22 protein-coding genes and 1 pseudogene are annotated in these 24222 nt (G+C 71.6%); 10 read left to right on the top strand and 13 right to left on the bottom strand.

What is annotated here, in order from left to right; translation table 11 throughout:
* The first annotated feature begins 1 nt into the window (after position 1).
* The 8 genes and pseudogenes from LIV37_RS39005 (at position 2) to LIV37_RS38975 (ending at position 7471) form a co-directional block, all read left to right on the top strand.
* The gene (locus LIV37_RS39005; RefSeq protein WP_020872572.1) at positions 2 to 766 is read left to right on the top strand and encodes an IclR family transcriptional regulator; all 765 of its coding nucleotides are present in this window, start codon (positions 2 to 4) and stop codon (positions 764 to 766) included.
* Positions 767 to 1041: 275 nt separating this feature from the next.
* Entirely contained in the window at positions 1042 to 1839 is a 798-nt protein-coding gene (locus tag LIV37_RS39000) for an MIP/aquaporin family protein (RefSeq protein WP_020872571.1), read from the top strand.
* Between the two features lie 33 nt (positions 1840 to 1872).
* Positions 1873 to 3420 (top strand): glycerol kinase GlpK, encoded by a 1548-nt coding sequence (glpK, locus tag LIV37_RS38995; RefSeq protein ID WP_020872570.1) that lies wholly within the window; start codon positions 1873 to 1875, stop codon positions 3418 to 3420.
* A 3-nt stretch (positions 3421 to 3423) separates the two neighbouring features.
* Positions 3424 to 5037 carry a glycerol-3-phosphate dehydrogenase/oxidase gene (locus tag LIV37_RS38990; RefSeq protein ID WP_020872569.1) on the top strand — a complete coding sequence of 538 codons (1614 nt, stop codon included), beginning with the start codon at positions 3424 to 3426 and terminating at the stop codon, positions 5035 to 5037.
* Positions 5038 to 5156: 119 nt separating this feature from the next.
* Entirely contained in the window at positions 5157 to 5246 is a 90-nt protein-coding gene (locus LIV37_RS52175) for a putative leader peptide (protein ID WP_020872568.1), read from the top strand.
* A 57-nt stretch (positions 5247 to 5303) separates the two neighbouring features.
* Positions 5304 to 5858: pseudogene (locus LIV37_RS38985) on the top strand (LLM class flavin-dependent oxidoreductase); the annotation flags it as partial.
* Positions 5859 to 6181: 323 nt separating this feature from the next.
* Positions 6182 to 6652: a hypothetical protein gene (locus LIV37_RS38980; RefSeq protein ID WP_020872566.1), complete on the top strand. Its 471-nt coding sequence runs from the start codon at positions 6182 to 6184 to the stop codon at positions 6650 to 6652.
* A 147-nt stretch (positions 6653 to 6799) separates the two neighbouring features.
* Positions 6800 to 7471, top strand: coding sequence for a FadR/GntR family transcriptional regulator (locus LIV37_RS38975; protein ID WP_020872565.1), 672 nt, complete (start codon positions 6800 to 6802; stop codon positions 7469 to 7471).
* 262 nt (positions 7472 to 7733) lie between these two features.
* Here the strand turns inward: LIV37_RS38975 and LIV37_RS38970 are convergent, their stop codons facing one another.
* The 7 genes from LIV37_RS38970 to LIV37_RS38940 all read right to left on the bottom strand — a co-directional run bounded on the left by LIV37_RS38970 (position 7734) and on the right by LIV37_RS38940 (position 15631).
* A complete protein-coding gene (locus tag LIV37_RS38970; protein ID WP_121825013.1) occupies positions 7734 to 8585 on the bottom strand; it encodes an amidohydrolase family protein in 852 nt (283 codons plus the stop codon).
* Between the two features lie 25 nt (positions 8586 to 8610).
* Positions 8611 to 9618 (bottom strand): aldo/keto reductase, encoded by a 1008-nt coding sequence (locus tag LIV37_RS38965; RefSeq protein ID WP_020872563.1) that lies wholly within the window; start codon positions 9616 to 9618, stop codon positions 8611 to 8613.
* Between the two features lie 16 nt (positions 9619 to 9634).
* Positions 9635 to 10669 carry an ABC transporter permease gene (locus LIV37_RS38960; RefSeq protein WP_020872562.1) on the bottom strand — a complete coding sequence of 345 codons (1035 nt, stop codon included), beginning with the start codon at positions 10667 to 10669 and terminating at the stop codon, positions 9635 to 9637.
* Positions 10666 to 12252 carry a sugar ABC transporter ATP-binding protein gene (locus LIV37_RS38955; protein WP_121824002.1) on the bottom strand — a complete coding sequence of 529 codons (1587 nt, stop codon included), beginning with the start codon at positions 12250 to 12252 and terminating at the stop codon, positions 10666 to 10668. The genes LIV37_RS38960 and LIV37_RS38955 overlap by 4 nt, the downstream gene beginning before the upstream one ends.
* 2 nt (positions 12253 to 12254) lie before the next feature.
* Positions 12255 to 13289, bottom strand: coding sequence for a sugar ABC transporter substrate-binding protein (locus LIV37_RS38950; RefSeq protein ID WP_020872560.1), 1035 nt, complete (start codon positions 13287 to 13289; stop codon positions 12255 to 12257).
* 99 nt (positions 13290 to 13388) lie between these two features.
* Positions 13389 to 14165, bottom strand: coding sequence for an SDR family NAD(P)-dependent oxidoreductase (locus tag LIV37_RS38945; protein WP_020872559.1), 777 nt, complete (start codon positions 14163 to 14165; stop codon positions 13389 to 13391).
* The gene (locus LIV37_RS38940; RefSeq protein ID WP_121824003.1) at positions 14162 to 15631 is read right to left on the bottom strand and encodes an enolase C-terminal domain-like protein; all 1470 of its coding nucleotides are present in this window, start codon (positions 15629 to 15631) and stop codon (positions 14162 to 14164) included. The genes LIV37_RS38945 and LIV37_RS38940 overlap by 4 nt, the downstream gene beginning before the upstream one ends.
* Before the next feature lie 218 nt (positions 15632 to 15849).
* Here LIV37_RS38940 and LIV37_RS38935 point away from each other — a divergent pair, with 218 nt between their 5' ends.
* On the top strand, positions 15850 to 17061 hold the full coding sequence (locus LIV37_RS38935; protein WP_020872557.1) for a PAC2 family protein: 1212 nt from the start codon (positions 15850 to 15852) through the stop codon (positions 17059 to 17061).
* Between the two features lie 173 nt (positions 17062 to 17234).
* On the opposite strand, the gene mshC is transcribed toward LIV37_RS38935, so the two are convergent.
* The 4 genes from mshC to LIV37_RS38915 form a co-directional block, all read right to left on the bottom strand.
* Complete coding sequence (gene mshC, locus LIV37_RS38930) at positions 17235 to 18464, bottom strand: cysteine--1-D-myo-inosityl 2-amino-2-deoxy-alpha-D-glucopyranoside ligase (protein ID WP_020872556.1); 1230 nt, start codon at positions 18462 to 18464, stop codon at positions 17235 to 17237.
* Positions 18465 to 18616: 152 nt separating this feature from the next.
* Positions 18617 to 19546, bottom strand: a complete 930-nt coding sequence (locus LIV37_RS38925; protein WP_121824004.1) for an SCO1664 family protein — start codon at positions 19544 to 19546, stop codon at positions 18617 to 18619.
* Positions 19510 to 20100, bottom strand: a complete 591-nt coding sequence (locus tag LIV37_RS38920) for a DUF3090 domain-containing protein (protein ID WP_121824005.1) — start codon at positions 20098 to 20100, stop codon at positions 19510 to 19512. The genes LIV37_RS38925 and LIV37_RS38920 overlap by 37 nt, the downstream gene beginning before the upstream one ends.
* A gap of 123 nt (positions 20101 to 20223) precedes the next feature.
* Complete coding sequence (locus LIV37_RS38915; protein ID WP_020872553.1) at positions 20224 to 20919, bottom strand: histidine phosphatase family protein; 696 nt, start codon at positions 20917 to 20919, stop codon at positions 20224 to 20226.
* A gap of 96 nt (positions 20920 to 21015) precedes the next feature.
* Between LIV37_RS38915 and corA the strand changes: the two genes are divergently transcribed.
* Positions 21016 to 22008 carry a magnesium/cobalt transporter CorA gene (gene corA, locus LIV37_RS38910; RefSeq protein ID WP_020872552.1) on the top strand — a complete coding sequence of 331 codons (993 nt, stop codon included), beginning with the start codon at positions 21016 to 21018 and terminating at the stop codon, positions 22006 to 22008.
* A gap of 20 nt (positions 22009 to 22028) precedes the next feature.
* On the opposite strand, the gene LIV37_RS38905 is transcribed toward corA, so the two are convergent.
* Both LIV37_RS38905 and LIV37_RS38900 read right to left on the bottom strand, forming a co-directional pair.
* Positions 22029 to 22838 (bottom strand): ferritin-like domain-containing protein, encoded by an 810-nt coding sequence (locus LIV37_RS38905; protein ID WP_020872551.1) that lies wholly within the window; start codon positions 22836 to 22838, stop codon positions 22029 to 22031.
* 330 nt (positions 22839 to 23168) lie between these two features.
* A complete protein-coding gene (locus LIV37_RS38900; RefSeq protein ID WP_020872550.1) occupies positions 23169 to 24218 on the bottom strand; it encodes an LLM class F420-dependent oxidoreductase in 1050 nt (349 codons plus the stop codon).
* Positions 24219 to 24222: the final 4 nt, after the last annotated feature.

The raw sequence follows: 24222 nt of genomic DNA, 5'->3' as shown, positions 1-24222 counted from the left end.
GATGGCCCGGAACATCCAGTCGTTGGAGCGCGCCGCCGCGATGCTACGCCTGCTCGCCGGTGGTGAGCGACGTCTGGGACTGTCCGACATCGCCTCCACTCTGGGGCTGGCCAAGGGCACCGCGCACGGCATATTGCGCACCCTCCAGCAGGAGGGCTTCGTGGAGCAGGACGAGGCGTCCGGCCGCTATCAGCTCGGCGCGGAGCTGCTGCGCCTGGGCAACAGCTATCTGGACGTGCACGAGCTGCGCGCCCGCGCCCTGGTGTGGACCGACGACCTGGCCCGCTCCAGCGGCGAGAGCGTGTACCTGGGCGTGCTGCACCAGCAGGGCGTGCTGATCGTCCACCATGTCTTCCGGCCGGACGACAGCCGCCAGGTGCTGGAGGTCGGCGCCATGCACCCGCTGCACTCCACGGCCCTGGGCAAGGTGCTCTCCGCCTATGACCCGGTCGCGCACAGCGAGGTGGCCGACGGCGACCGTAAGGCGTTCACGCCGCGCACGGTGACCGGTGAGCGCGAGTTCGAGGGCGTGCTGGACCTGACCCGGGCGCGCGGCTGGGGCTGCGACGTGGAGGAGACCTGGGAGGGCGTGGCCTCGGTCGCGGCGCCCATCCACGACCGGCGCCGGCTGCCCGTGGGCGCGGTGGGGATAACGGGCGCGGTCGAGCGGGTGTGCGAGGGCGGGGTGCTGCGCTCGGAGCTCGTGGCCGCCGTACGGGACTGTGCGCGTGCCGTCTCCCGGGACCTGGGTGCCCTGCGTTTCTGAATCGCGCCAACGCGGGTGGATCTGCCCCCATATCCCGGCATGACCTGCTTCATCACGGTTTCACATACGCGCGATTTTTCCTTCACACGACCCTTGACGGGGTCTTCGGCGTGAAGAAAACTGCCGTTCATCGGTCGGCATTGTCGAACACCTGACGACAATATTCGCTATGGTGGACTCGCCGCGGGCCGACCAACGCCCTCCCACGAGGGCGCGGACCACCGGACAGCCCCGGGGGTTCGCCTTCCCCTGGACGAAGGACAAAGGAGTCGCGGGTGTCCAGCTCCGACATCTTCATCGGCGAGACCATCGGTACCGCCGTTCTCATTCTGCTCGGCTGCGGTGTCGTCGCCGGCGTTGTCTTGAAGCAATCCAAGGCGTTCGAGGCCGGGTGGGTCGCCATCACCCTCGGGTGGGGCTTCGCCGTGCTCACCGGCGCCTATATCTCCGCACCGCTCTCGGGAGCGCATCTCAACCCGGCGGTGACGATCGGCCTCGCCATCGAGGGCGGCGTCGAGTGGAACAAGGTGCCCATCTACTTCCTCGGCCAGATGCTCGGCGCGGTGATCGGCGCGTCGCTGGTGTGGCTCGCCTACCTCGGCCACTTCCACGCCCATCTCACCGACCGCGAGATCGTCGGCGGCCCGGGCGCCCAGGACACGGTGGCGGCGGACCGGCAGCAGCAGGCCACCGGCGCCGGCCCGGTGCTGGGCGTCTTCTCCACCGGCCCGGAGATCCGGAACGTCGGTCAGAACCTGGCCACCGAGATCATCGCCACGGCCGTGCTGGTGCTCGCCATCCTCACCCAGGGGCTCAACGGCGACGGCAAGGGCCTAGGCGTCATCGGCGTCATGATCACCGCGTTCGTGGTGGTCGGCATCGGCCTCTCGCTCGGCGGCCCGACCGGTTACGCCATCAACCCGGCGCGTGACCTCGGCCCCCGGATCGCCCACGCCCTCCTGCCGCTGCCCAACAAGGGCGGCTCGGACTGGGGCTATGCCTGGATCCCGGTCGTCGGCCCGCTCATCGGCGGCGCCATCGCCGGCGGGATCTACGAGATCGCCTTCGCCTAGTCCACCCCACCACTCGCAGGAGAGCAGCAGATCATGACCGACACCCACACCACCAGCGCCTCGTCCCACGGCCAGGGACCGTTCATCGCGGCCATCGACCAGGGCACCACCTCCAGCCGCTGCATCGTCTTCGACCGCGACGGCCGCATCGTCGCGGTCGACCAGAAGGAGCACGAGCAGATCTTCCCCAAGCCCGGCTGGGTGGAGCACAACGCCACCGAGATCTGGGAGAACGTCAAGGAGGTGGTCGCCGGCGCCATCACCAAGGCCGAGATCACCGCCGTCGACGTCAAGGCGATCGGCATCACCAACCAGCGCGAGACCACCCTGCTGTGGGACAAGAACACCGGTGAGCCGGTGCACAACGCCATCGTCTGGCAGGACACCCGCACCGACGCCCTCTGTCGCGAGCTCGGCCGCAACGTCGGCCAGGACCGCTTCCGCCGCGAGACCGGCCTCCCGCTGGCCTCCTACTTCGCCGGTCCCAAGATCCGCTGGCTGCTCGACAACGTCGAGGGGCTGCGCGCGCGGGCCGAGGCGGGCGACATCCTCTTCGGCACCATGGACTCCTGGGTCATCTGGAACCTGACCGGCGGTGTCAACGGCGGCGTGCACGTCACCGACGTCACCAACGCCTCCCGCACCCTCCTGATGAACCTGCACACCCTGGACTGGGACGAGAAGATCCTGGCCTCGATGGACATCCCGGCCGCCGTGCTGCCGCGGATACGCTCCTCCGCCGAGGTCTACGGGCACACCGCCCGGGGCGTCCTGGCGGGCGTGCCGGTGGCCTCCGCGCTCGGCGACCAGCAGGCGGCCCTGTTCGGCCAGACCTGCTACTCCGAGGGCGAGGCCAAGTCCACCTACGGAACCGGCACCTTCCTGCTGATGAACACCGGCGAGAAGCCGGTCAACTCCTACAACGGGCTGCTGACCACCGTCGGCTACCGGATCGGCGACGAGAAGCCGGTCTACGCCCTGGAGGGCTCGATCGCGGTCACCGGTTCGCTGGTGCAGTGGATGCGGGACCAGATGGGCCTGATCAACAGCGCCGCCGAGATCGAGACCCTTGCGAGTTCGGTCGAGGACAACGGCGGCGCGTACTTCGTGCCCGCCTTCTCGGGCCTGTTCGCCCCGTACTGGCGGTCCGACGCCCGCGGTGTGATCGCGGGCCTGACCCGCTACGTCACCAAGGCGCACATCGCCCGCGCCGTGCTCGAGGCCACCGCCTGGCAGACCCGCGAGATCGTCGACGCGATGACCAAGGACTCCGAGGTCGAGCTCGCCTCGCTCAAGGTCGACGGCGGCATGACCTCCAACAACCTCCTGATGCAGACCCTCTCGGACGCCTTGGACGCACCCGTGGTGCGCCCGATGGTCGCCGAGACCACCTGCCTGGGCGCCGCCTACGCCGCCGGTCTCGCCGTCGGCTTCTGGCCGGACACCGACGCCCTGCGCGCGAACTGGCGCCGGGCGGCCGAATGGACCCCCCGAATGGACGCGGACGTCCGCGACCGCGAGTACAAGAGCTGGCTCAAGGCCGTGCAGCGGACCATGGGCTGGATCGAAGACGAGGAGTAATCAATGACCACCCTGCAGAGCGTTCCGTCCTCCCTCGGAACGCACCCGGCTGCCGGTTCGAACCCGAGCCGAGCCGAAACCCGGGAACAGCTCTCCAAGGCGACGTACGACCTCCTGGTGATCGGCGGCGGAATCCTGGGCATCACCACTGCCTGGCACGCCGCGCAGTCCGGGCTGCGGGTGGCGATGGTGGACGCCGGTGACTTCGCCGGTGCCACCTCCTCGGCCTCCTCCAAGCTGCTCCACGGCGGCCTGCGCTACCTCCAGACGGGCGCGGTCAAGCTGGTCGCCGAGAACCACTTCGAGCGGCGCGCGGTCTCCCGTACCGTCGCCCCGCACCTGTCCAACCCCCTCACCTTCTACCTGCCGGTCTACAAGGGCGGTCCGCACGGCGCGGCCAAGCTGGGCGCGGGCGTCTTCGCCTACTCGGCGCTCTCCGCGTTCCGTGACGGCGTGGGCCATGTGATCGGCGCCGAGCGGGCCGCGCGCGACGTCCCCGAGCTGCGCACCGAGGGCCTCAAGGCGGTCGCGGTCTACGGCGACGGCCAGATGAACGACAGCCGCATGGCCCTGATGACGGTCCGGGCGGCCGTGGAGGCGGGTGCCACCGTCCTCAACCACGCCGAGGTCATCGGCCTGCGCAAGAACGACGGCCGGGTCGCCGGAGCCGAGCTCAGGGACCGTACCGACGGCACCGAGTTCGGGGTCGGCGCCCGTCTGGTGCTCAACGCCACCGGCCCCTGGGTGGACCATCTGCGCCGGATGGAGGACCCGGGCGCGGCGCCGTCGATCCGGCTGTCCAAGGGCGCCCACCTGGTCCTCAAGCGCACCTCCCCCTGGCGGGCGGCGCTGGCCACCCCCATCGACAAGTACCGCATCACCTTCGCCCTCCCCTGGGAGGACATGCTGCTGCTGGGCACCACGGACGAGGAGTTCGAGGGCGACCCGGCCGATGTCGCGGTCAACGAGGCGGACATCTCCCAGATCCTGGACGAGGCCGCCTTCTCCATCCGCGACCAGCAGCTCTCCCGCGATCTGATCACCTACTCCTTCGCGGGGCTGCGGGTGCTGCCCGGCGGCCCGGGCGACACCGCCAAGGCCAAGCGGGAGACCGTGGTCACCGAGGGCAAGGGCGGGATGCTCTCCATAGCCGGCGGCAAGTGGACCACCTTCCGCCACATCGGCCGCACCGTGATGCAGAAGCTGGCCGAGCTGCCGGGCCGTCCGCTCGCCGACGACATGGAGCCGGTCAAGCTGCTGCCCCGGCACATGCCGCTGCCGGGCCTGGCCAATCCGCACGCCGTAGAGCACCGGCTGCTGGTGGACGGCGGCACCCCCGGCCCGCGCATGGCCGCCGACACCGCCCGCCATCTGGCGACCCACTACGGCTCGCTCTCCTTCGACATCGCCCGGCTGGCCGGCGGCGACCCGGCGCTCGCGGAGCGGATCCACCCGGACGCCCCGGAGATCTGGGCGCAGGTCGCCTACGCCCGGGACTACGAGTGGGCGCGCACGGCGGATGACGTCCTGCGCCGCCGCACCACCCTGACCATCCGCGGCCTGGACTCCGAGGACATCCGGAGCCGGGTCGAGGATCTGCTGGCCAAGCGACCCTGACCCCCGCAGGGCCGCCTTCCCAGGTCCGGGCGGCCGGGTGAGAGGAAACGTCTTCTCACCCGGCCGCCCGGACTGCTAGTTTGAGGCAGCAATCAATTCGAGGAGGGGGTGAGCGCGCGATGTCCTACCGGGAGCACGCCATCTCGCTCACCGCCCGCCGCCATATCGATCTGCACCGCGTCTCCAGCGCGATCTGTCAGGGCCGCTGACGGCTTCTCCGCCGCCCGGCCCTTTCTCCTTTTCGCCTCTCTTTCGATTCGTTCTGCCTGGAGACCTCCCCATGCTCGGCTCACGCCTTGACCGGTGAGCTGCCGTCCGCCGCCGAGTGGTTCGAGGACGTAGTGGAGACGGGGGTGGCCGCCGAGCGGCTCGGTTTCGACGCGTACGCCGTCGGGGAGCGGCACGCCGGGCCGTTCCTGTCCTCGAGCCCGACGGTGGTGCTGGGCGCGCTCCCGGTCCGCATCTCCCGGATCCGGCTGCTCACCGGTGTGACCGTGGTGGCGATCCTGGACCCGGTGCGGGTCGCCGAGGACTACGCGACGCTGGACCAGATCTCCCGGCGCCGGATCGAGCTGGTGGTGGGCAAGGGCGCGGAGGCCGGGCACTTCGGCCTCTTCGGCCTCGACGAGGACCGGCAGCGGGATCTCCAGGCCGAGAAGTACGAGCTGCTGCGGCGGCTGTGGAGCGAGGAAAAGGTCACCTGGAAGTGGGAGTTCCGGCCGCCGCTGAAGGAGGTGACGACCGTGCCGCGCCCCTACGACGGGCTGCCCAGGATCTGGCACGGCTCGGCCACCAGCCGGAACTCACCCGAGCTGGCCGCCAGTCGATCACGGTCGACGGGATCGGGCTGAGCCGGTCCCGGCAGATCGAGACCTTGCAGAGGTTCGCCGAGGAGATCGCCCCGGTGGTGCGCCGGGCGGCGCCCAGCGCGCTCTGGAGCTGAGGGTCTCACCAACTGGTCGCTCACGGAGGGCAGTTGGCGACCGAGCCGCCGGGGGCCTTTGAACTTACTCGCGCGTTAAAAATCAACTGAATCGCTCTTGCCTTCTTCGGCGGTGCGCGCATCAATGACATCGCCCGTGGATGACGGGCGGGAACCCCCCACACATCAGCCGCACTTTCCCCCACTCCGGAAGGCAATCCCATGAGACGGTTCAAGCTCGGGATCGGCACGGCAATGGGAACAGCAGCACTGGCCGCCGGCGCGCTGGCGCTGGCACCGACCGCGTCCGCGGTCGACCCCACGTCCGCCACCCTCACGGCGGACTGCGGGACGTACGGGTCGGGCCTGGCCACCCTGACCGCCACGCAGAGCGGGACCTCCGCGACCATCACCCTGTCGTCGGGGGCGATCAAGGCCCCGATCGACGTTCCGGCGGGCTCGGTGAGCTCGACGCTGACGCTGTCGAAGAGCGGCGGCGGAACCAAGACCTTCACCGGGAACGCCAATCCGGCGATCCCGACCGGCTCCGATGTGACCACCGGCCCGCTCAAGGGCACGGTGGCCGCGGGCGACGTCCTGGAGGCCAAGTCGCTCAAGCTGGTCATCTTCGGTCTGATCACGGTGAACTGCACCGCCACCTCGCCGCAGTCCCCGGGGCCGTTCACCTTCTGAGCCATCCGATGAACCAGCTCCGAGCCCGCTTCGGGCCCTCCTGGTAAAAGGTCACAGCGGACCGGCGGCGTCCCCGGCAGACGCCGCCGGTCCAAGCACGTCATAATGGACCTGATACATCGGATGTTTGACCCGGGGAGGTCCACCATGGCGGTCACCGACGAGGCGATCGAAAAAATCAAGGGCATGATCGTCTCGGGCGCGCTGCGCCCCGGTGACCGGCTCCCCAAGGAGAGTGAGCTGGCCGCCGATCTGGGGCTGTCGCGCAACTCGCTGCGGGAGGCCGTCCGGGCGCTGTCGCTGATCCGGATCCTCGACGTACGGCAGGGCGACGGCACCTATGTGACCAGCCTCGATCCCCAGCTGCTGCTGGAGGCGCTGAGCTTCGTGGTGGACTTCCACCGCGACGACACGGTACTGGAGTTCCTGGCGGTGCGGCGGATCCTGGAGCCCGCGGCCACCGCGCTGGCCTCCACCCGGATCAGCGACGCCGAGCTGGACCGGCTCCAGGAGCAGCTGGACGCGCTCGGGCAGGAGCCCTCGGTGGAGGAGCTGGTCGCCTGCGATCTGGAGTTCCACCGCGGCATCGTCCAGACCTCCGGCAACTCGGTGCTGTGCTCGCTGCTCGACGGGCTCTCCGGGCCCACCACCCGGGCCCGGGTGTGGCGCGGTCTGACGCAGGAGGACGCGGTCAGCCGCACCCTCCACGAGCACCGGGCGATCCTGGCCGCCCTGCGGGACCGTGACGCGGAGGCGGCACGGTCCTGGGCGACGGTGCACATCGCGAGCGTGGAGCAGTGGCTGCGCTCCACGCTGTGAGCCCACCGGGGCCGCGCCCCGGCCCCCGCCGGGGGCTCCGCCCCCAGACCCCCGTCGGCGGGCCCCGCCTTCCAGCCGCTCGGGGGGGGGCACCTCCCAGCGGTAGCCGGGGGAGTTTGAGGAGCGGGGTCTGGGGCGGAGCCCCCCACGCGGCGGAGCCGCATATCGTCAGGTGTCGGGAAGGGGCGGGTAGGGGACAGCGTCGATATGCGGCTCCGCCGCGTGGGCCCGCCGCAGGCGTACGCGTACCGCCGGAAACCCCCTAGGTTCCCAGACCGTACGCGCGGGCCGCGTTGCCGCCGAAGACGGCGGCGCGCTCGTCCTCGCCGAGCCGGAGGGCGGCCCGGTCCGCGAGGGCCACCACCTCGTCGTAGGTCGCGGCCAGGAGGCACACCGGCCAGTCGGAGCCGAAGAGCACCCGGCCGGGCCCGAAGGCGTCCAGCACGTGCCAGGCGTACGGGAGCACCTGCTCGGGCTTCCAGCCCTCCCAGTCGGCCTCGGTGACCAGACCGGACAGCTTGCAGTCGACGTTCGGCAGGGCCGCGAGCGCGGCCAGCTGCCACGCCCAGGGGTCGCGCTCACCGCTCGCCACCGGCGGTTTGGCGGCGTGGTCCAGGACGAAGCGCAGCTGCGGCAGCTCACGGACGGCGTCCACGGCCGCGGGCAGCTCGCGCGGGGTGACCAGCAGGTCGTAGACCAGCCCCGCGCCGGCCACGGCGGCCAGTCCCCGGCGGGCGTCCTCGCGGTCCAGCCACCGCGGGTCCGGCTCGTCCTGCACCTGGTGGCGCAGGCCCACCAGCCGGTCGCCGCCGGGTCCGGCGGCCAGCTCCGCGAGCACCTCGCCCACCCCGGGGTCGGTGAGGTCGGCCCAGCCGACGACGCCCGCGATCCGGTCCGACCCGCCGGCCAGGGCGAGGAGCTCCCGGGTCTCCGCCACGGAGGAGCTGGACTGGACGACGACGGTGGCATCGATCCCATGGGCGTCCAGATGCGGGGCGAGGTCGTCCGGGGTGAAGGTGCGGCGGATGGGCTCGGCCCACGCGCCGTCCATCCACGGCTGCTCACGGCGGGTCAGGTCCCACAGGTGGTGATGGGCGTCGATACGGCGCGGCAAGGGCACTCGGGCACTCCTCGGGGGTTCAGACCGGCAGCGGGATGTCGTCGTCGAGCAGACCGCGCCGGACCAGGGCCTGCCACAGCTCGTCGGGGATGTCGTGGGCGAACAGCTCGGCATTGTCCCGGACCTCGGCCGCGGAGGCGCAGCCGACGACCGCGGCGGCCACCGCGGGGTGGCCGAAGGGGAAGCGCAGTGCGGCGGCCCGCAGCGGCACCCCGAACTCGGCGCACACCTCGGCCAGCCGCCGGGCCCGCGCGAGGAGTTCGGGCGGAGCCTGCTGGTAGTCGTAGCGGGCCCCGGGGGCGGGGTCGGCGAGCAGCCCGGAGTTGTAGACCCCGGCGGCCACCACGGAGGTGCCGCGCCGCTCGCACACCGGCAGCAGATCGTCGAAGGCGGTGCGCTCCAGCAGCGTCCAGCGCCCGGCGCACAGCACGACGTCCACGTCGAAGTCGGCGACGAACCGGGCGAGGAGGTCGCTGTGGTTCATGCCGAAGCCGATGGCCCGGACGAGCTTCTCCCGCTTCAGCTCGGCCAGCGCCGCGAAGGCCGTCTCATAGACCTCGGGGACGTGGTCCTCCGGATCGTGGAGGTAGACGATGTCCACGGCGTCGACGCCGAGCCGCTCCAGGGAGGACTCGAGGCTCGCGCGGATGCCGTCCCGGGTGAAGTCCCACTCCCGGACCCGGTCGGGGGTGTCGGCGAACCCGTCCGCCTGGACGGGCTCCCCGGGGGCGCGCGGCCGCAGCCGCCGCCCCACCTTGGTGGAGAGCGTGTACCCGGCGCGGTCGCGCCCGGCCAGCACCCGCCCCAGCCGCTCCTCGGACAGCCCGACGCCGTAGTGCGGCGCGGTGTCCATATAGGTGAGGCCGGTGTCGAACGCCGCCCTTACGGTGTCCAGCGCGCGCTCCTCCGGCACCGCCTCGTAGAGATTGGCCAGCGGCGCGCAGCCCAGCCCCAGGGGTGGTACGCACACCCCCGAGCGCCCCAGTTCGCGCGGGCCGCTCGGGGCCCGTCCGCCGTCGTCCGCCATGGCTTCCTCCCGGCTCTCAGTCCTGCTTCTCGCCGCTGGCGTAGCGGGAGATGATCAGCGCGACGATGATGATCGAGCCGTTGATGAACTGGTTCCACAGGGGCGGTACCCCGCCGAGGGTCATCACATTGACGACCAGCTGCAGCGTCAGCACACCGGTGAGCGCGCCGAAGAGGGTGCCGCGGCCGCCCTTGAGGCTGATCCCGCCGATGACCGCGGCGGCGAACACCTGGAAGATCCAGCCGTTGCCCTGGGTCGCGGCGACCGAGCCGTAGTGGCCCGTGTACAGGATGCCCGCGAAGGCGGCCAGCAGTCCGCCGACGCTCAGCACGATCCAGGTGATCCGGTCCACCCGGATGCCCGCCGCGCGCGCGGCCTCGGGGTTGCCGCCGATCGCGTACAGCGAGCGCCCGTGCCGCAGATAGCCCAGCGCCAGGCCGCCGAGTGCGTACAGCCCCAGGCAGATCCACACGGCGGCGGGCACGCCCAGCCACTCGGCCTTGCCGAGGTAGCGGAAGGACTCGGGGACGTTGACGATCGACTGGCCCTCGGCGATGCCGACCTGGAGGCCGCGCAGCATGGTGAGCATGCCCAGGGTCGCGATGAAGCCGTTGACGCGCAGTTTGAGCATCAGGAAGCCGTTGGCCGCGCCGATCAGCGCCCCGACCGCCAGGCACAGCGGTATCGCGGTCCACACCGGCAGCAGCCCCAGGCCCTCGAACCGCGCCCCGTGCGCGGGCAGCACCAACCACAGGGCGATCACCGGCGCCACGGCGATGGTCGATTCCAGGGAGAGGTCCATCCGCCCGCTGATCAGGATCAGCGCCTCGCCCAGCACCAGCAGCCCCAGCTCGGTGGACTGCTGGACGACGCCGATCAGGTTGTCCTCGGTGAGGAAGGCGGGCGAGACGATGAAGCCGATCACCCCGAGGACGAAGATCACGGGGACCAGCGACAGATCGCGCCAGCGCGCGATGTCGATCCGCGGCCGGCCCCCCGCCGGGTCGTCAGCCACCGCCTCGGCGGTCCGCTGCCGTGCGGTATCGGTCATGTCTGCCTTCCTTCTGTGCGGTCTTCGGTGTCCCCCGCCGTGCCGTTGGTGCCCGGCTCCGTGATGCCCTCCATGGCGGCCACGAGCTGACGGTCGCTCCAGCCGCTGCCGAACTCGGCGACCACCCGCCCGTGGAAGAACGCCAGGATCCGGTCGCAGACCCGCAGATCGTCCAGTTCGTCGGAGACGATGACCGCGCCGCTCCCGGACGCGGCCACGTCCCGTACGACGCCGAGCAGCGCGTCCTTGGACTTCACGTCCACCCCGGCGGTCGGGCGGATCGCGACCAGGACGCTGGGCTCACGGGCCAGCGCCCGCGCGATGACGACCTTCTGCTGATTTCCGCCGGACAAACCCGAAACGGGCTGCGAAGGCCCCGAGGTCTTGATGTCCAGGGAGGTGATCATCCGCTGGGCGAAGGCGCGGGTCCGGGAGGGCAGCACCGTGCCGTAGGGCCCGAGTTGGTCGGTGACGGTCAGCGTGGCGTTCTCGGCGACGCTGCGGCCCAGGACCAGGCCCTGGTCGTGCCGGTCCTCCGGGACGTAGCCGATGCCCGCGTCGATGGCGTGCGGCACACTGCCGGGGCGCACCGGCCGGCCGCGCACCGACAGCCGCCCCCCGGCCGGTTTGCGCAAGCCCACCAGGGTCTCGCCGACCGCCGTGTTGCCGCTGGCCGTGGCCCCGGCCAGGCCGAGCACCTCGCCGGGGCGCACCACCAGGTCCAGCGGGTCGAACTCGCCCTCCAGGGCGAGCCCTTCGGTGCGCAGCACCGGCTCCCCGTCCGGGTCGGCCTCCTTACGGGCGACGGGGGCGCGGACGCCGGCACGGGAGTCGCCCTCGGGCGCCCCGCCGTCGTCCCCGGTCATCGCCGCCACCAGTTCCTCCTTGGGGAGGCCGGCGACCGGGGCGGTCAGCACATGGCGGGCGTCGCGGAAGACGGTGACGGTGTCGCAGAGTTCGTAGACCTCTTGCAGATGGTGCGAGATGAACAGGAAGGCGACCCCCTGCCGGCGCAGCTCCAGCAGCTTGGCGAAGAGCCGGTCGATCCCGCCCGCGTCGAGCTGGGCGGTGGGCTCGTCGAGGATGATCAGCCGGGCGCCGAAGGAGAGCGCGCGGGCGATCTCCACGAACTGCCGCTGCTCCACGCTGAGATCCTTCGCCCGCGTCTGCGGATCCACCTCCACCCCGTACTCGGCCAGCAGCGCGCGGGCGTCCTCGCGCAGGGCGCGCCAGCGGATGCGCCCCGCGCCCGGGAAGCGGTTGAGGTAGAGGTTCTCGGCGACCGTCAGGTCCGGGACCACCATCGACTTCTGGTAGACGCAGGCCACCTTGCGCTGCCAGGCGGCGGTGTCGCCGTAGCCGGGGGCGGACTCGCCCGCGAAGGTCACCTCGCCCTCGTCCGGGCGCTCCATCCCGGTCAGGACGGACACCAGCGTGGACTTGCCCGCCCCGTTGCGCCCGACGAGCGCGTGGGCCTCCCCGGGCCGCACCGCCAGCCGGGCGTGGTCCAGGGCGACGGTGGGCCCGAACCGTTTGACGATGCCCTGGGCCCGTACGACGGCGGGCTGCTCGGCCTCCGCCATGGTCACTTCTTCTCGAGCTGGTTGGCCCACAACTTCTTGTCGTCGACGTTCTCCTTGGTGACCAGCGGCGCCGGAAGCTGGTCCTCCAGGCCGCTCCCGATCTTGACGATCTTGGAGTCGTGGTCGGTCGGGCCGGGTTTGAACGTCTTGCCGTCCAGAGCGGCCTTCGCGTAGTTCAGGGCCCACTGGGCGTAGAGGTCGGCGGGCTGGGAGAGCGTGGCGTCGATCTTCCCGGAGCGGATCGCGTCCAGCTCCTCGGGTATCCCGTCGTTGGAGATGATCGTGATGTGCTTGGCCGAACCGGCGTGCTTCAGCAGCCGCTTCTGCTCCAGCAGGGCGAGCGTGGGCTGCAGGAAGGCGCCGCCCGCCTGCATGTAGATGCCGTTCACGTCCTTGTGCTGGGCCAGCAGGCTCTGCAGCTTGGCCGAGGCGACATCGCCCTTCCAGTCGGTGGGCAGCTCATGCACCTTGATGCCGGGGTACTTCTTCTTCATGCAGGAGGCGAACGCCTGCGAGCGGTCCCTGCCGTTGATGGAGCTGAGGTCGCCCTGGAGCTCGGCGATCCGGCCCTTGCCGCCCAGCTTCTCGCCGAGGTACTCGCACGCCTTGGTGCCGTACGCCCGGTTGTCGGCGCGCACCACCATGTAGACCTTGCCGGAGTCGGGCCGGGTGTCCACGCTGATGACGGGGATCTTCTTCTCCTCCAGTTGCTCCAGGGTGGAGGAGATGGCCCCGGTGTCCTGGGGCGCCATGATGACCGCCTTGGCGCCCTGGTCGGTGAACGCCTGGACGTTGGCGACCAGCTTGCCGATGTCGTTCTGCGAGTTGGACAGCGGGAGCGCGGAGACCGTGCCCTTGTCGATGCCCTTCTCCAGGTACTGCTGGTAGGAGTTCCAGAAGTCGGTGTCCGTCCGCGGCATGTCGATGCCGACCTTGCCGCCGCCGGCGCCATTGCTCTCTCGGTTGCAGCCGGTGAGCGCTGCGACGGCCAGCAGCACGGCGCAGGCGGCGGTGCCGGTGGTGCGGAGTCTCGTCATCGAGTCCCGTCCTTGGTCGTTCCTGGGTCGAGTCGTGCGGGTGGTACCGGCCTCGGGCAGAGGCGGTTGTGCGGTTGTCTCAAGCGGTGGGGCGGTTGTCTAGGAGGAGGCGGGGCGCAGCCGCAGCCCCTGCATCCCTCCGTCGACGGCCAGCGCGGTGCCGGTGACGGCCGCGGCGGCGGGGCTGGCGAGGTACGCGACGGCGGCGGCCACCTCGTCGGCGGAGACCAGCCGTCCGGTGGGCTGCCGGGCCTCCAGGGCGGCGCGCTCGGCCGCCGGGTCGGGGGCCTGGCCGAGCAGCCGGCCGACCCACGGGGTGTCCACGGTGCCGGGGTTGACGCAGTTGACGCGCACCCCCTCGCGGACGTGGTCCGCCGCCATGGCGAGGGTCAGCGACAGCACCGCGCCCTTGCTGGCGCTGTAGGCGGCGCGCTGCGGAAGCCCCGCGGTGGCGGCGATCGAGCAGGTGTGGGTGATGGAGACGGCGCCGGGCCGGTCGGCCGCGGCGGCGCGCAGGTGGGGCAGCGCGGCCCGCGCGGTGCGGACCAGGCCCAGCACGTTGATGTCCAGCAGCCGGTGCCACTCCTCGTCGGAGTTGTCCTCCACGCTGCCGATCGCGCCGATGCCCGCGTTGCCGACGAGGGTGTGCAGGGCGCCGAACTCGGCTACGGCCGCGTCCACCGCCGTCCTGACCCCCTCGTCGGAGGTGACATCGGCCTTGAGCGGCAGCGTGCCGTCCGGGGCGCCCGACGGATCGCGGTCGAGCACGGCGACCCGCGCGCCCCGGTCGCGCAGCGCGACGGCGATGGCGGCGCCGATGCCGGAGGCGCCGCCGGTGACGAGCGCGGCCAGCCCTTCGAAGTCGCCGGTGGTCACTTGTGGTCCTCCTGAGGCTGTGCGGGTGCGGACGGTGCAGGTACGGGCTGAGCCGGTGCGGACGGTGCCGGTACGGGCTGAGCCGGTGCGGACGGTGCCGGTACGGGCCGTGCGAGGCGGGCCCGCCATTCGGGCCCGTCCGGATAGCGGTAGGCGGCGATCGACTCTGGGTACATACGGGCGGAGAAGCCCGGCGCGGTCGGAGCCCGGTAGCGGCCCGACTCGACGACCGCGGGATCGGCGAAGTGCTCGTGGAGGTGGTCGACATACTCGATGACCCGGTCCTCCCAGCTGCCCGAGACGGCCACGAAGTCGAACATGGCCAGGTGCTGGACGAGTTCGCACAGCCCGACGCCGCCCGCGTGCGGGCACACCGGAAGTCCGTACTTGGCGGCGAGCAGCAGGATCGTGAGGTTCTCGTTGACCCCCGCGACCCGTGCCGCGTCGATCTGGACGAAGTCCACCGCCTCGGCCTGGAGCAGCTGCTTGAAGACCACGCGGTTGGCGACATGCTCACCGGTGGCCACCTTGACCGGCTGTCCGGCGCGGATGGCGGCGTGGGCGAGGACGTCGTCCGGGCTGGTGGGCTCCTCGATCCAGTGCGGGTCGTACGGCGCGAGGGCGCTCATCCAGCGCACCGCCTCCGCCACGTCCCAGCGCTGGTTGGCGTCCACGGCGATGCGCACATCGGGGCCGACGGCCTCGCGGGCGAGCCGCATCCGTCTGAGGTCCTCGTCCAGATCGGACCCGACCTTGAGCTTGATCTGGCCGAAGCCGTCGGCGACAGCCTCCTGCGCCAGCTTGATCATTTTCTCGTCGGAGTAGCCGAGCCAGCCGGGCGAGGTGGTGTAGGCGGGGTAGCCCCGCTCGCGCAGCCGCGCGGCGCGCTCGGCGCGGCCGGGCTCGGCGGCGCGCAGGATGGCGAGCGCCTCCTCCGGGGTGAGCGCGTCGCTGAGGTAGCGGAAGTCGACCAGCTCGACCAGTTCCTCGGGCGACATCTCGGCGAGGAACTGCCACAGGGGCTTTCCGGCCTGCCGGGCGGCGAGGTCCCAGGCGGCGTTGACCACCGCACCCGCGGCCATGTGCATGACGCCCTTCTCGGGCCCGAGCCAGCGCAGCTGCGAGTCATGGGTCAGTTCGCGGTGCAGGGCGGCGAGATCGGCGGCCGTCAACGGCGCGGGGCGGCCCACCACATGGGGGCGCAGGGAGCGGATGGCGGCCGCGGTGACATCGTTGCCGCGGCCGATGGTGAAGACGAAGCCGTGTCCCTCGGAGGCCGCCGCGCCCTCCCCCGCTTCCGTGCGCAGCACGACGTAGGCGGCGGAGTAGTCGGGGTCCGGGTTCATGGCGTCCGAGCCGTCGAGCTGCTCCGAGGTGGGAAACCGGATGTCATGGACCTCGAGCTCGGTGACGGATGGACGCTGACTCAATGGGGGCTCCCTGAAACGATGCGCGAGAGAGAACATCGGACCTTTCGCGATGATCCGATGTATAGCGCTGCCCTAAGGGTTTCGTCCAGAGGTGCGTCGGAACTTTCGAAGGACAGATCGGATGAATCTCTTAGTACTCCTGGACAGGGGCTGCGGCCGGGGCCCCGGAAAGCCGTAGGCTTGGGTGGCACGCAATGGGAAACTGCAGCTGGAGGCGGCACCATCCGTCCGCCCCGGTCGGAAGGAGGCGCTGGGTGATCGAGCTTGAGGGGGTTCCCGAGCTGATCGACCCGGTCATGATCTGTGCCTTCGAGGGCTGGAACGACGCCGGAGACGCCGCCTCGACCGCGGTCGGGCACCTGGACCGGGAGTGGAAGGGCGAGGTCTTCGCCTCGCTCGACGCGGAGGACTACTACGACTTCCAGGTGAACCGGCCCACCGTCGCCCTGGAGGGCGGTGTGCGCAAGATCACTTGGCCGACGACCCGGCTCTCGGTGGTCCGGGCGGACACCGGGGAGAAGTCCCGGGACCTGGTGCTGGTGCGCGGCATCGAGCCGAGCATGCGCTGGCGGTCGTTCTGCAACGAGATCCTCGGCTACGCCCATGAGTTGGGCGTGGAGATGGTCGTCATCCTCGGCGCACTGCTCGGCGACACCCCGCACACCCGGCCGGTGCCGGTCAGCGGGGTCACCTCCGACCCGGACCTGGCCCGCAGCCTCGATCTGGAGGAGACCCGCTACGAGGGCCCGACCGGGATCGTCGGCGTCCTCCAGGAGGCGTGCGCCCACGCCGGCGTCCCGGCGGTGAGCCTGTGGGCGGCCGTACCGCACTACGTCTCGCAGCCGCCGAACCCGAAGGCCACCCTGGCGCTGCTGAACCGCCTCGAGGACCTCATCACGGTGCGCATCCCCCTCGGCGAGCTGACCGAGGACTCGCGGGCCTGGCAACTGGGCGTGGACCAGCTGGCCGCCGAGGACAGCGAGGTCGCCGAGTACGTCCAGTCGCTGGAGGAGGCGCGGGACACCGCCGAGCTGCCCGAGGCGTCCGGCGAGGCCATCGCCCGCGAGTTCGAGCGCTATCTGCGGCGGCGCGACGGCCAGCCCGGCCCCGCCGGCGGCCACGCGACCGAGAGCGGCGGCCTGGAGGGCGGCTCGGGAGGCCCGGGCGCCCCCTATCTGCGCGACCCCTCCACCGGCCACGGGCGGCCGCGCAAGCCGTCCCCCAAGGACGAGCCGGCCAAGGAGGACGACGCCGAGGACACCGGCGGCGCCGAGGACGAGGCCAAGGACGCGGACGAGGCCAAGGACGCGGGCAAAGCCGAGGACGCCGACAGCGCCAAGGGGGCGGACGACGCCAAGGAGGCGGACGACGGCCGGGGCACCGAGGACCGGGACGCCTCCCGCCGCGACGAGGGCGGCACGGACCGGGGCGGCGACGGGGACGAGGGGTCCGGCTCCGACCGGTAACCACGACCGCCACACACGGCGGCCGACGTCACACCACGCGCGCCACACCGCGTACGCCCCGCACGCCGCGTACGCCCCGCACGCCCCGCACGACACAGCGCGAAGCCCGCGCCGGGAGGACCCCGGCGCGGGCTCATGCGTTCACCGTCGCGGCGCGGCGCCCCGACGGCGCGTCAGAGGGCCACGCCCAGCAGCGCGTCCACGGCGCGCGAGACCAGTCCTGGCGCCCCCTCGTCCGTACCGCCGGTGGCCGACTGCGCGGCGGCCCAGCGGTCGACGGCGGCCAGGGCGGCCGGGGAGTCCAGGTCGTCCGCGAGCGCCTCGCGGATCTCGCCCACCAGCCCGTCGGCCGAGGGCCCGTCGGGCCGCGAGACGGCGGCACGCCAGCGGGCAAGGCGCTCCTCGGCCTCCCTCAGCAGCCCGTCCGTCCACTCCCAGTCCGAGCGGTAGTGGCGGGCCAGCAGCGCGAGCCGTATGGCCGCCGGGTCGACGCCGTCGCGGCGCAGCGCCGAGACGAAGACCAGGTTGCCCTTGGACTTGGACATCTTCTCGCCGTCCAGGGCGACCATCCCGGCGTGTACGTACGTCTTGGCGAACGGCCGCTCACCGGTGAGGACCTGGGCGTGCGAGGCGCCCATCTCGTGGTGCGGGAAGGCCAGATCGGATCCGCCGCCCTGCACGTCGAAGCTCATGCCGAGGTGGTCCAGGGCGATGGCCACGCATTCGATGTGCCAGCCGGGGCGGCCGCGGCCGAGCGATCCGCCGTCCCAACTCGGCTCGCCGTCACGGGCGGCCATCCACAGCATCGGGTCGAGGGGGCTCTTCTTGCCCGGGCGCTCCGGGTCGCCGCCGCGCTCGGCGGACAGCAGCCGCATGGCCTCGGCGTCGAGCCGGCTGACCGAGCCGAAGGAGGGGTCGGACTCCACGGAGAAGTAGATGTCGCCTTCGAGTTCATAGGCGGCGCCCAGGTCGCGCAGCCGCTCCACGAGCGGCACGATCCCCGGTATCGCCTCGACGGCGCCGATGTAGTGCTGCGGGGGCAGCATCCGCAGGGCCGTCATGTCCTCGCGGAAGAGGGCGGTCTCGCGCTCGGCGAGGGCCGTCCAGTCGTCGCCGTTCTCCCGCGCCCGCTCCAGCAGGGGATCGTCGACATCGGTGACGTTCTGGACGTAGTGCACCTGGCGCTTGGTGTCGAGCCATACGCGCTGAACGAGGTCGAACGCGTTGTAGGTCGCGGCATGACCCATGTGGGTCGCGTCGTACGGGGTGATCCCACAGACGTAGATGCGCGCGACGGGACCGGGGGTCAGAGTGATCCTTCCCCCGGTCGCGGTGTCGTGAATGCTCAGGTCGCGGCCACTGCCGGGCAGGGCGGGAACCTCAGAAGCGGGCCAGGCATACATGCAATGAGCGTAACCGGATGCAGCGTCCGTATACGAACCGGACCAGTGGTGTTGGCCGGATGGGCGGTCTTGCGCGGACGCCCACGAGCTGCTTGAGCTGCCCGATCCGCGTTCCGGGGGCTGCGGACGGGGACCCGGCGGCCCCCGTCCGGTCAGACCGGCGGCCAGGGGATGGCGGGCCACTGGCCGCTGGGCTCGGGGTGGATCCCCGAGCGCAACAGCGCGGCGACACGGGCCCGCAGGGCCTCGATCTCGGCCCCGGTGATCAGCTCCGCCAGCCGGGCGCTCAGCGGGCCGCCGTCGGCCAGCTCGCCCGCCAGCCGGTGCAGCACCTCCAGCACATCGTCCGGCAGCGGCTCCCCGGCCCAGCCCCACAGCAGCGTGCGCAGCTTGTCGTCGGCGTTGAAGGTCACTCCGTGATCAATCGCATAGAGCCGGCCACCGGCCGCGGGCAGCAGATGGCCGCCCTTGCGGTCGCCATTGTTGATCACCGCGTCGAGGACGGCCAGCCGGCGCAGCCGTACGTCGTCGGCGTGGACCAGCAGCGCCGTACGGCCCTCGCCCACCTCGGCGTAGCCCACGGCCTTCCAGCCGGGGCCCGGCTCATCGCCCTCGACGAGCGCGAGCAGCTCCGCTCCCCCGGTCTCCGCCGAGCCGTCACCGTCCGGCCCGCCGTCGGCCCCGTCCGGCCCGTCGGTGGCCGTCTCGACCTCCACCCAGAGCTGGCACATCCCCTGCCCGTACGGCCCGTCGCGCAGCACCGTGGGCGGCACCAGGCCCCAGCCGGTGGCCTCGGAGATCTCGTACGCCGCGACCTCGCGCTGGGCGAGCGTGCCGTCCGGGAAGTCCCACAGCGGCCGCTCCCCGGCCACCGGCTTGTAGACACAAGGGGCGCTGTGGCCCTCGTACTCGACCGTGCAGTACAGCACCGCGTTGGACGCCTCGCGGACCCGGCCGCGCACCGTCAGCTCACCGAGAGCCAGCAGCTCGGCCGCGGGCAAAAGGCGCGAAGCCTCCGTTGAGGGTGGTGGGAGACGGGCGGGCGTCAGGCTCCGCGGCGGTATCCGTTCTGGCGCGGACATACGTGTCCCTCCGGGTCGAGCGGCAGACTGCACAGCGGGCAGGGCGGCCGGCCGGCGTTGACGACCTCCAGGGCGCGCTTGGCGAACGCGCGCGCCTGCGTCCCGGTCAGCCGCACCCGCAGCATGGGCGGGCCGTTCACATCGTCCTGGAGCAGCCGCTCCTCGGCCTCGGCCAGGTCCTCCTCGGACTCGGCCTCCAGCTCGACCAGCGCCTGCGCCTCGACGATCATCCGCTGTTCCTCGCCGTCCCAGGCGAGTGCCATGGTGCCGACCCGGAACTCCTCCTCGACGGGGACTTCCAGCGGTCCGGTGTCGCTGAGTTCGGTCGGTGCGACGGCCGGGACCGGGGCGTTTCCGCCGGTGCGCCGCACCACCTCGTCCAGCAGCTCGTCTATCCGCTCGGCCAACGCGGCGACCTGCGTCTTCTCCAACGCGACACTGGTGGTCCGGCCACCGGCGGACGCTTGCAGGAAAAAGGTACGGCGACCAGGCAGCCCGACCGTACCGGCGACGAAACGGTCCGGCGGGTCATAGAGGAACACCTGACGGGACAACGTCCTGCTCCATTTGGTTCGACTGCTCTGCTGACTGACTGCTGACCGCTGGGTGTCACGACCGCCCGGTCACGGCTGTCACGGCGCCCTCGCACCGCGGCACCACCCTACTGCGCACGGCGATCACGGTGCTCCCGTGTCGCCGCCCACCGCCGCGTCCCCGCCGCGGTTGCCGGAGTTCGCCTCACGCGGCGCCAGTCCGGCGAAGTCCCCGGTGTCCCCGAGCCGCACGAGGAAGGGCCGGGTCGGGGTGTACCGGATCGCGGTGACCGAGCAGGGCTCGACCGAGATCCGCTGGAACAGATCGAGATGGAGTCCGATGGCGTCCGCGACGAGCGCCTTGATGATGTCCCCGTGGGAGCACATCAGATAGACCGCGTCGGCGCCGTGCTCCCGCTCGATCCGGGCGTTCCAGTCGCGCACCGCCTCGACCGCGCGCGCGTGCATGGCGCGCATGGACTCACCGCCGGGGAAGGCGGCCGCGGACGGATGCTGCTGGACGATGTTCATCAATGGTTCATCGGCGAGCTCGGCCAGCTTCCGGCCGGACCAGTCGCCGTAGTGGCACTCCCCGATCCGGTCGTCGGGGTGCAGCGGCAGTTCGGGGCGGGCGGCGAGCAGCGGGGCCAGTGTCTCCCGGCAGCGCTGCAGCGGGCTGGTGACGGCGGCGGCGAGCGGCAGTCCGGCCAGCCTGCCGGGCAGCGCCGCGGCCTGGGCCGTACCGCGCTCGTCGAGGGCGACACCGGGCGTCCAGCCCGCGAGGACGCCCGCGGTATTGGCGGTGGACCGGCCGTGCCGTACGAGGATCAGCATGGGCATGGCTGCCACCCTACGACCCCTCCGGCGCCGCTCAGCGGGGATGCGCACCGATCCCGCACGGGGTCCCCTGTGCCGATCGGCATCGCGCGAGGCACAATGCGCAGCGTGATCGTGGATTGTGCCATCTACCGGGACGGGGCCCGCACCGAGGGACCCGCTGACTTCTCCGACGCCCTGGACGAGGCGCGGGCGAGTGGGGACGCCTTCTTGTGGATCGGGCTGCATGAGCCGACCGAGAAGGAGTTCGAGCTGGTCACCAGCGAGTTCGGACTGCATCCGCTGGCCGTCGAGGACGCCCTGTGCGCCCACCAGAGGCCGAAGCTGGAGGTCTATGACGATTCGCTGTTCCTGGTGCTCAAGCCGGTGCAGTACGACGACAAGGCCGGGACCGTCACCGCGGGTGAGCTGATGGTCTTCGTAGGTGACTCCTTCGTGGTGACCGTAAGGCACGGCGAGGCCAATCCGCTCGGCTCGGTGCGCGACCGGCTGGAGAAGATGCCCGAGGTGCTCCAGCACGGCCCTACGGCGGTGATGTACGCGGTCTCCGACGCGGTCGTGGACCATTACCTGGACGTGGCCGACGATCTGCACGGGGACCTGGAGGAGCTGGAGACGGAGGTCTTCGCCCCGAACTCGGGCGCCGGGCAGAACACCGCCGGGCGGATCTACGCCTTCAAGCGCGAGGTGATGGAATTCCGCCGCTCGGCCGGGCCGTTGGGGGAGCCGATGGAGCGGCTCACCGGCGCCGGGGTGCCGTTCGTGCACGAGGGCTCCCGGCCGTTCTTCCGCGATGTCAGCGACCATCTGACCCGGGTGAACGAGCATGTTGAGGGGCTGGACCGGCTGCTGTCGGACATCCTCTCCGCCCATCTCGCGCAGATGGGCGTGCGGCAGAACGACGACATGCGGAAGATCTCGGCGTGGGCGGCCATGGCCGCGGTCCCGACGATGATCGCCGGGATCTACGGCATGAACTTCACACACATGCCGGAGCTGAAGCAGCCCTGGGGATACCCGGGGGTGGTCGCGCTGATGGCCGGTGTGATCGCGCTGCTGTACCGCTGGTTCAAGCGGCGCGGGTGGCTCTGAGCGGCGGTCTCAGGGGCCGGTCAGACAAACTCGGGCGCCTCGGGCGCGCCGGAGGCGCTCTTCGCGGGTCCTCCGCCGAGCGCGTTCCGCCGCTCGGGCATCCGCAGTGACACCATGCGCCGCCAGCCGCCCAGCCGCTCGTATGTGTGCAGGGCGTGGATCCCGGCCGCGAGGAGCGCGGACTTCGGCCGGGGCCAGCCCAGGAGGCGTCCCATGCGGGCCATCACGGCCAGGCTGACGTCCCGGTAGACCTCCGTCTCGACGAGCGCGCTCTCCCGCAGGGTCCGCTGGATGGTCCGGCCGTATCCGTCGGCGGCCAGCCGCAGCAGCTCCTCGTGGCAGTAGGCGAGGTGGCTGTCCTCGTCGTCGGCGATCATGCGCACCGCGCGGCCGACGTCGGGGTGGCCGCCGAAGTACCTGCGCAACATCATCATCTGGGCGGAGGCGCGCTGTTCGGTGACCCGGCTGTGGGCGAGGTAGGTCACGATGTCGTGCTCGGTGAGCGGCTCGTCGCGGCGCAGCTTGTCATGGGCGAGGCCGATGCCGCGCGCCTCCAGGAGCATCGTGTAGTCGGTCTCGCGCGGGACCTCCATGGGCTCCAGACCGCGCTTGCGGAGCAGAGCGTTGAAGATCCGGCCGTGTTTGTCCTCGTCGGCGCCATGGCGGGCGATCTTGGGCGCGAGGTCGCGGCGGCTCCCGGGCACCAGGGCGGCGATCCGGCCGTTCTCCCAGCCTCCCTGGGCCTCCCCGCTGGCCGCGACGGAGCAGAAGAGCCGGAACGACTCGTCGTTGTCGAGGATCTCCTGGAACACGCTTTTCGCCGAGAGCATCGCCGCCACCTCCGTGCGCTGGTCATGCGCCGCCGTGCGCAGAAGCCGCCGTGCGCAGAAAAAGTCAACGGCCCGGTGGGGGCGGCTGCAACAGCTGGGGCACCCGGCTCGGCCGAACGGGGGGACCCCTCCGTACGCCGCGTCCGCGTAACCCCTGGGCGGCGGAGGCGTTGTGCTGGATGACGGCCGTGGCGGGGAAGACCCCCGAGCCCCCACCACGGCCGCAGAACTTTCCAGACTCTCCCGGCTCGGCGCCGGGCCGACACCGTGCGCGTGGCGCCGGGCCGGCACGTGCGCGTGGCGCCGGGCCGACACATCGCGTTTCGCGCGTTACGCGAGCCCGGCCCGCTCCAGGGCCTCGACGCCCGCCCGCAGCCCGGCCAGCCGCTCCTCCAGCGTGAAGCCCGCGGGCGTGAGCGACAGGGTGGTGACCCCGGCGCCCGCGTACGCCTGCATGCGGTCGGCGATGCGCTCGACGGGGCCGAGCAGCGCGGTGGAGTCGATCAGCTCGTGGGGGACGGCAGCGGCGGCGCCCTCCTTGTCACCGGAGAGGTACTTCTCCTGGATCTCGGCGGCCTCCTTCTCGTACCCCATGCGCTGCGCCAGCTTGTTGTAGAAGTTCTGCTTGGCGCTGCCCATACCGCCCACGTAGAGCGCGGTGTACGGGCGGAACTGGTCGGCGAGGCCACGGACGTCGTCGCCGAGGGCCATCGGGACGGTGGGCACCACGTCGAACCCCTCGAGGTCCTTGCCCGCCTTCTCGCGGCCCGCGCGCAGCGAGCTGAGGGTGGTCTCCTCGGCGTGCTCGGGATCGTAGAACAGGACCAGGGCGCCGTCGGCGATCTCGCCGGTCTGCTCCAGGTTCTTCGGGCCGATGGCCGCGATGTACAGCGGGATGTACTCCCGCACCGGGTGCACGGTGAGCTTGAGGGGCTTGCCGGGGCCGTCCGGCAGCGGCAGGGTCCAGTTCCGGCCCTCGTGGGTCAGCCGCTCACGCGACATCGCCTTGCGGATGATCTCCACGTACTCGCGGGTGCGGGCGAGCGGCTTGTCGAACCGCACCCCGTACCAGCCCTCGGACACCTGGGGCCCCGAGACGCCGAGCCCGAGGCGGAAACGGCCGCCGGAGAGGGTGTCCAGGGTGGCGGCGGTCATCGCCGTCATGGCGGGCGTGCGGGCCGGGATCTGGAAGATGGCGGAGCCGACGTCGATGCGCTCGGTCTGCGCGGCGACCCACGCGAGCACCGTGGCGGCGTCCGAACCGTAGGCTTCCGCCGCCCAGCAGACGGAATAGCCGAGTTTGTCGGCCTCGCGGGCGACCGCGAGGTTGTCCGCGTCCATTCCGGCGCCCCAGTAGCCGAGGTTGATGCCGAGCCTCATACCG

Source organism: Streptomyces rapamycinicus NRRL 5491, assembly GCF_024298965.1.
GTDB lineage: Bacteria > Actinomycetota > Actinomycetes > Streptomycetales > Streptomycetaceae > Streptomyces > Streptomyces rapamycinicus.
Note: the sequence above shows the minus strand (reverse complement) of the source record. Positions and strands in the feature narration are given on the sequence as shown.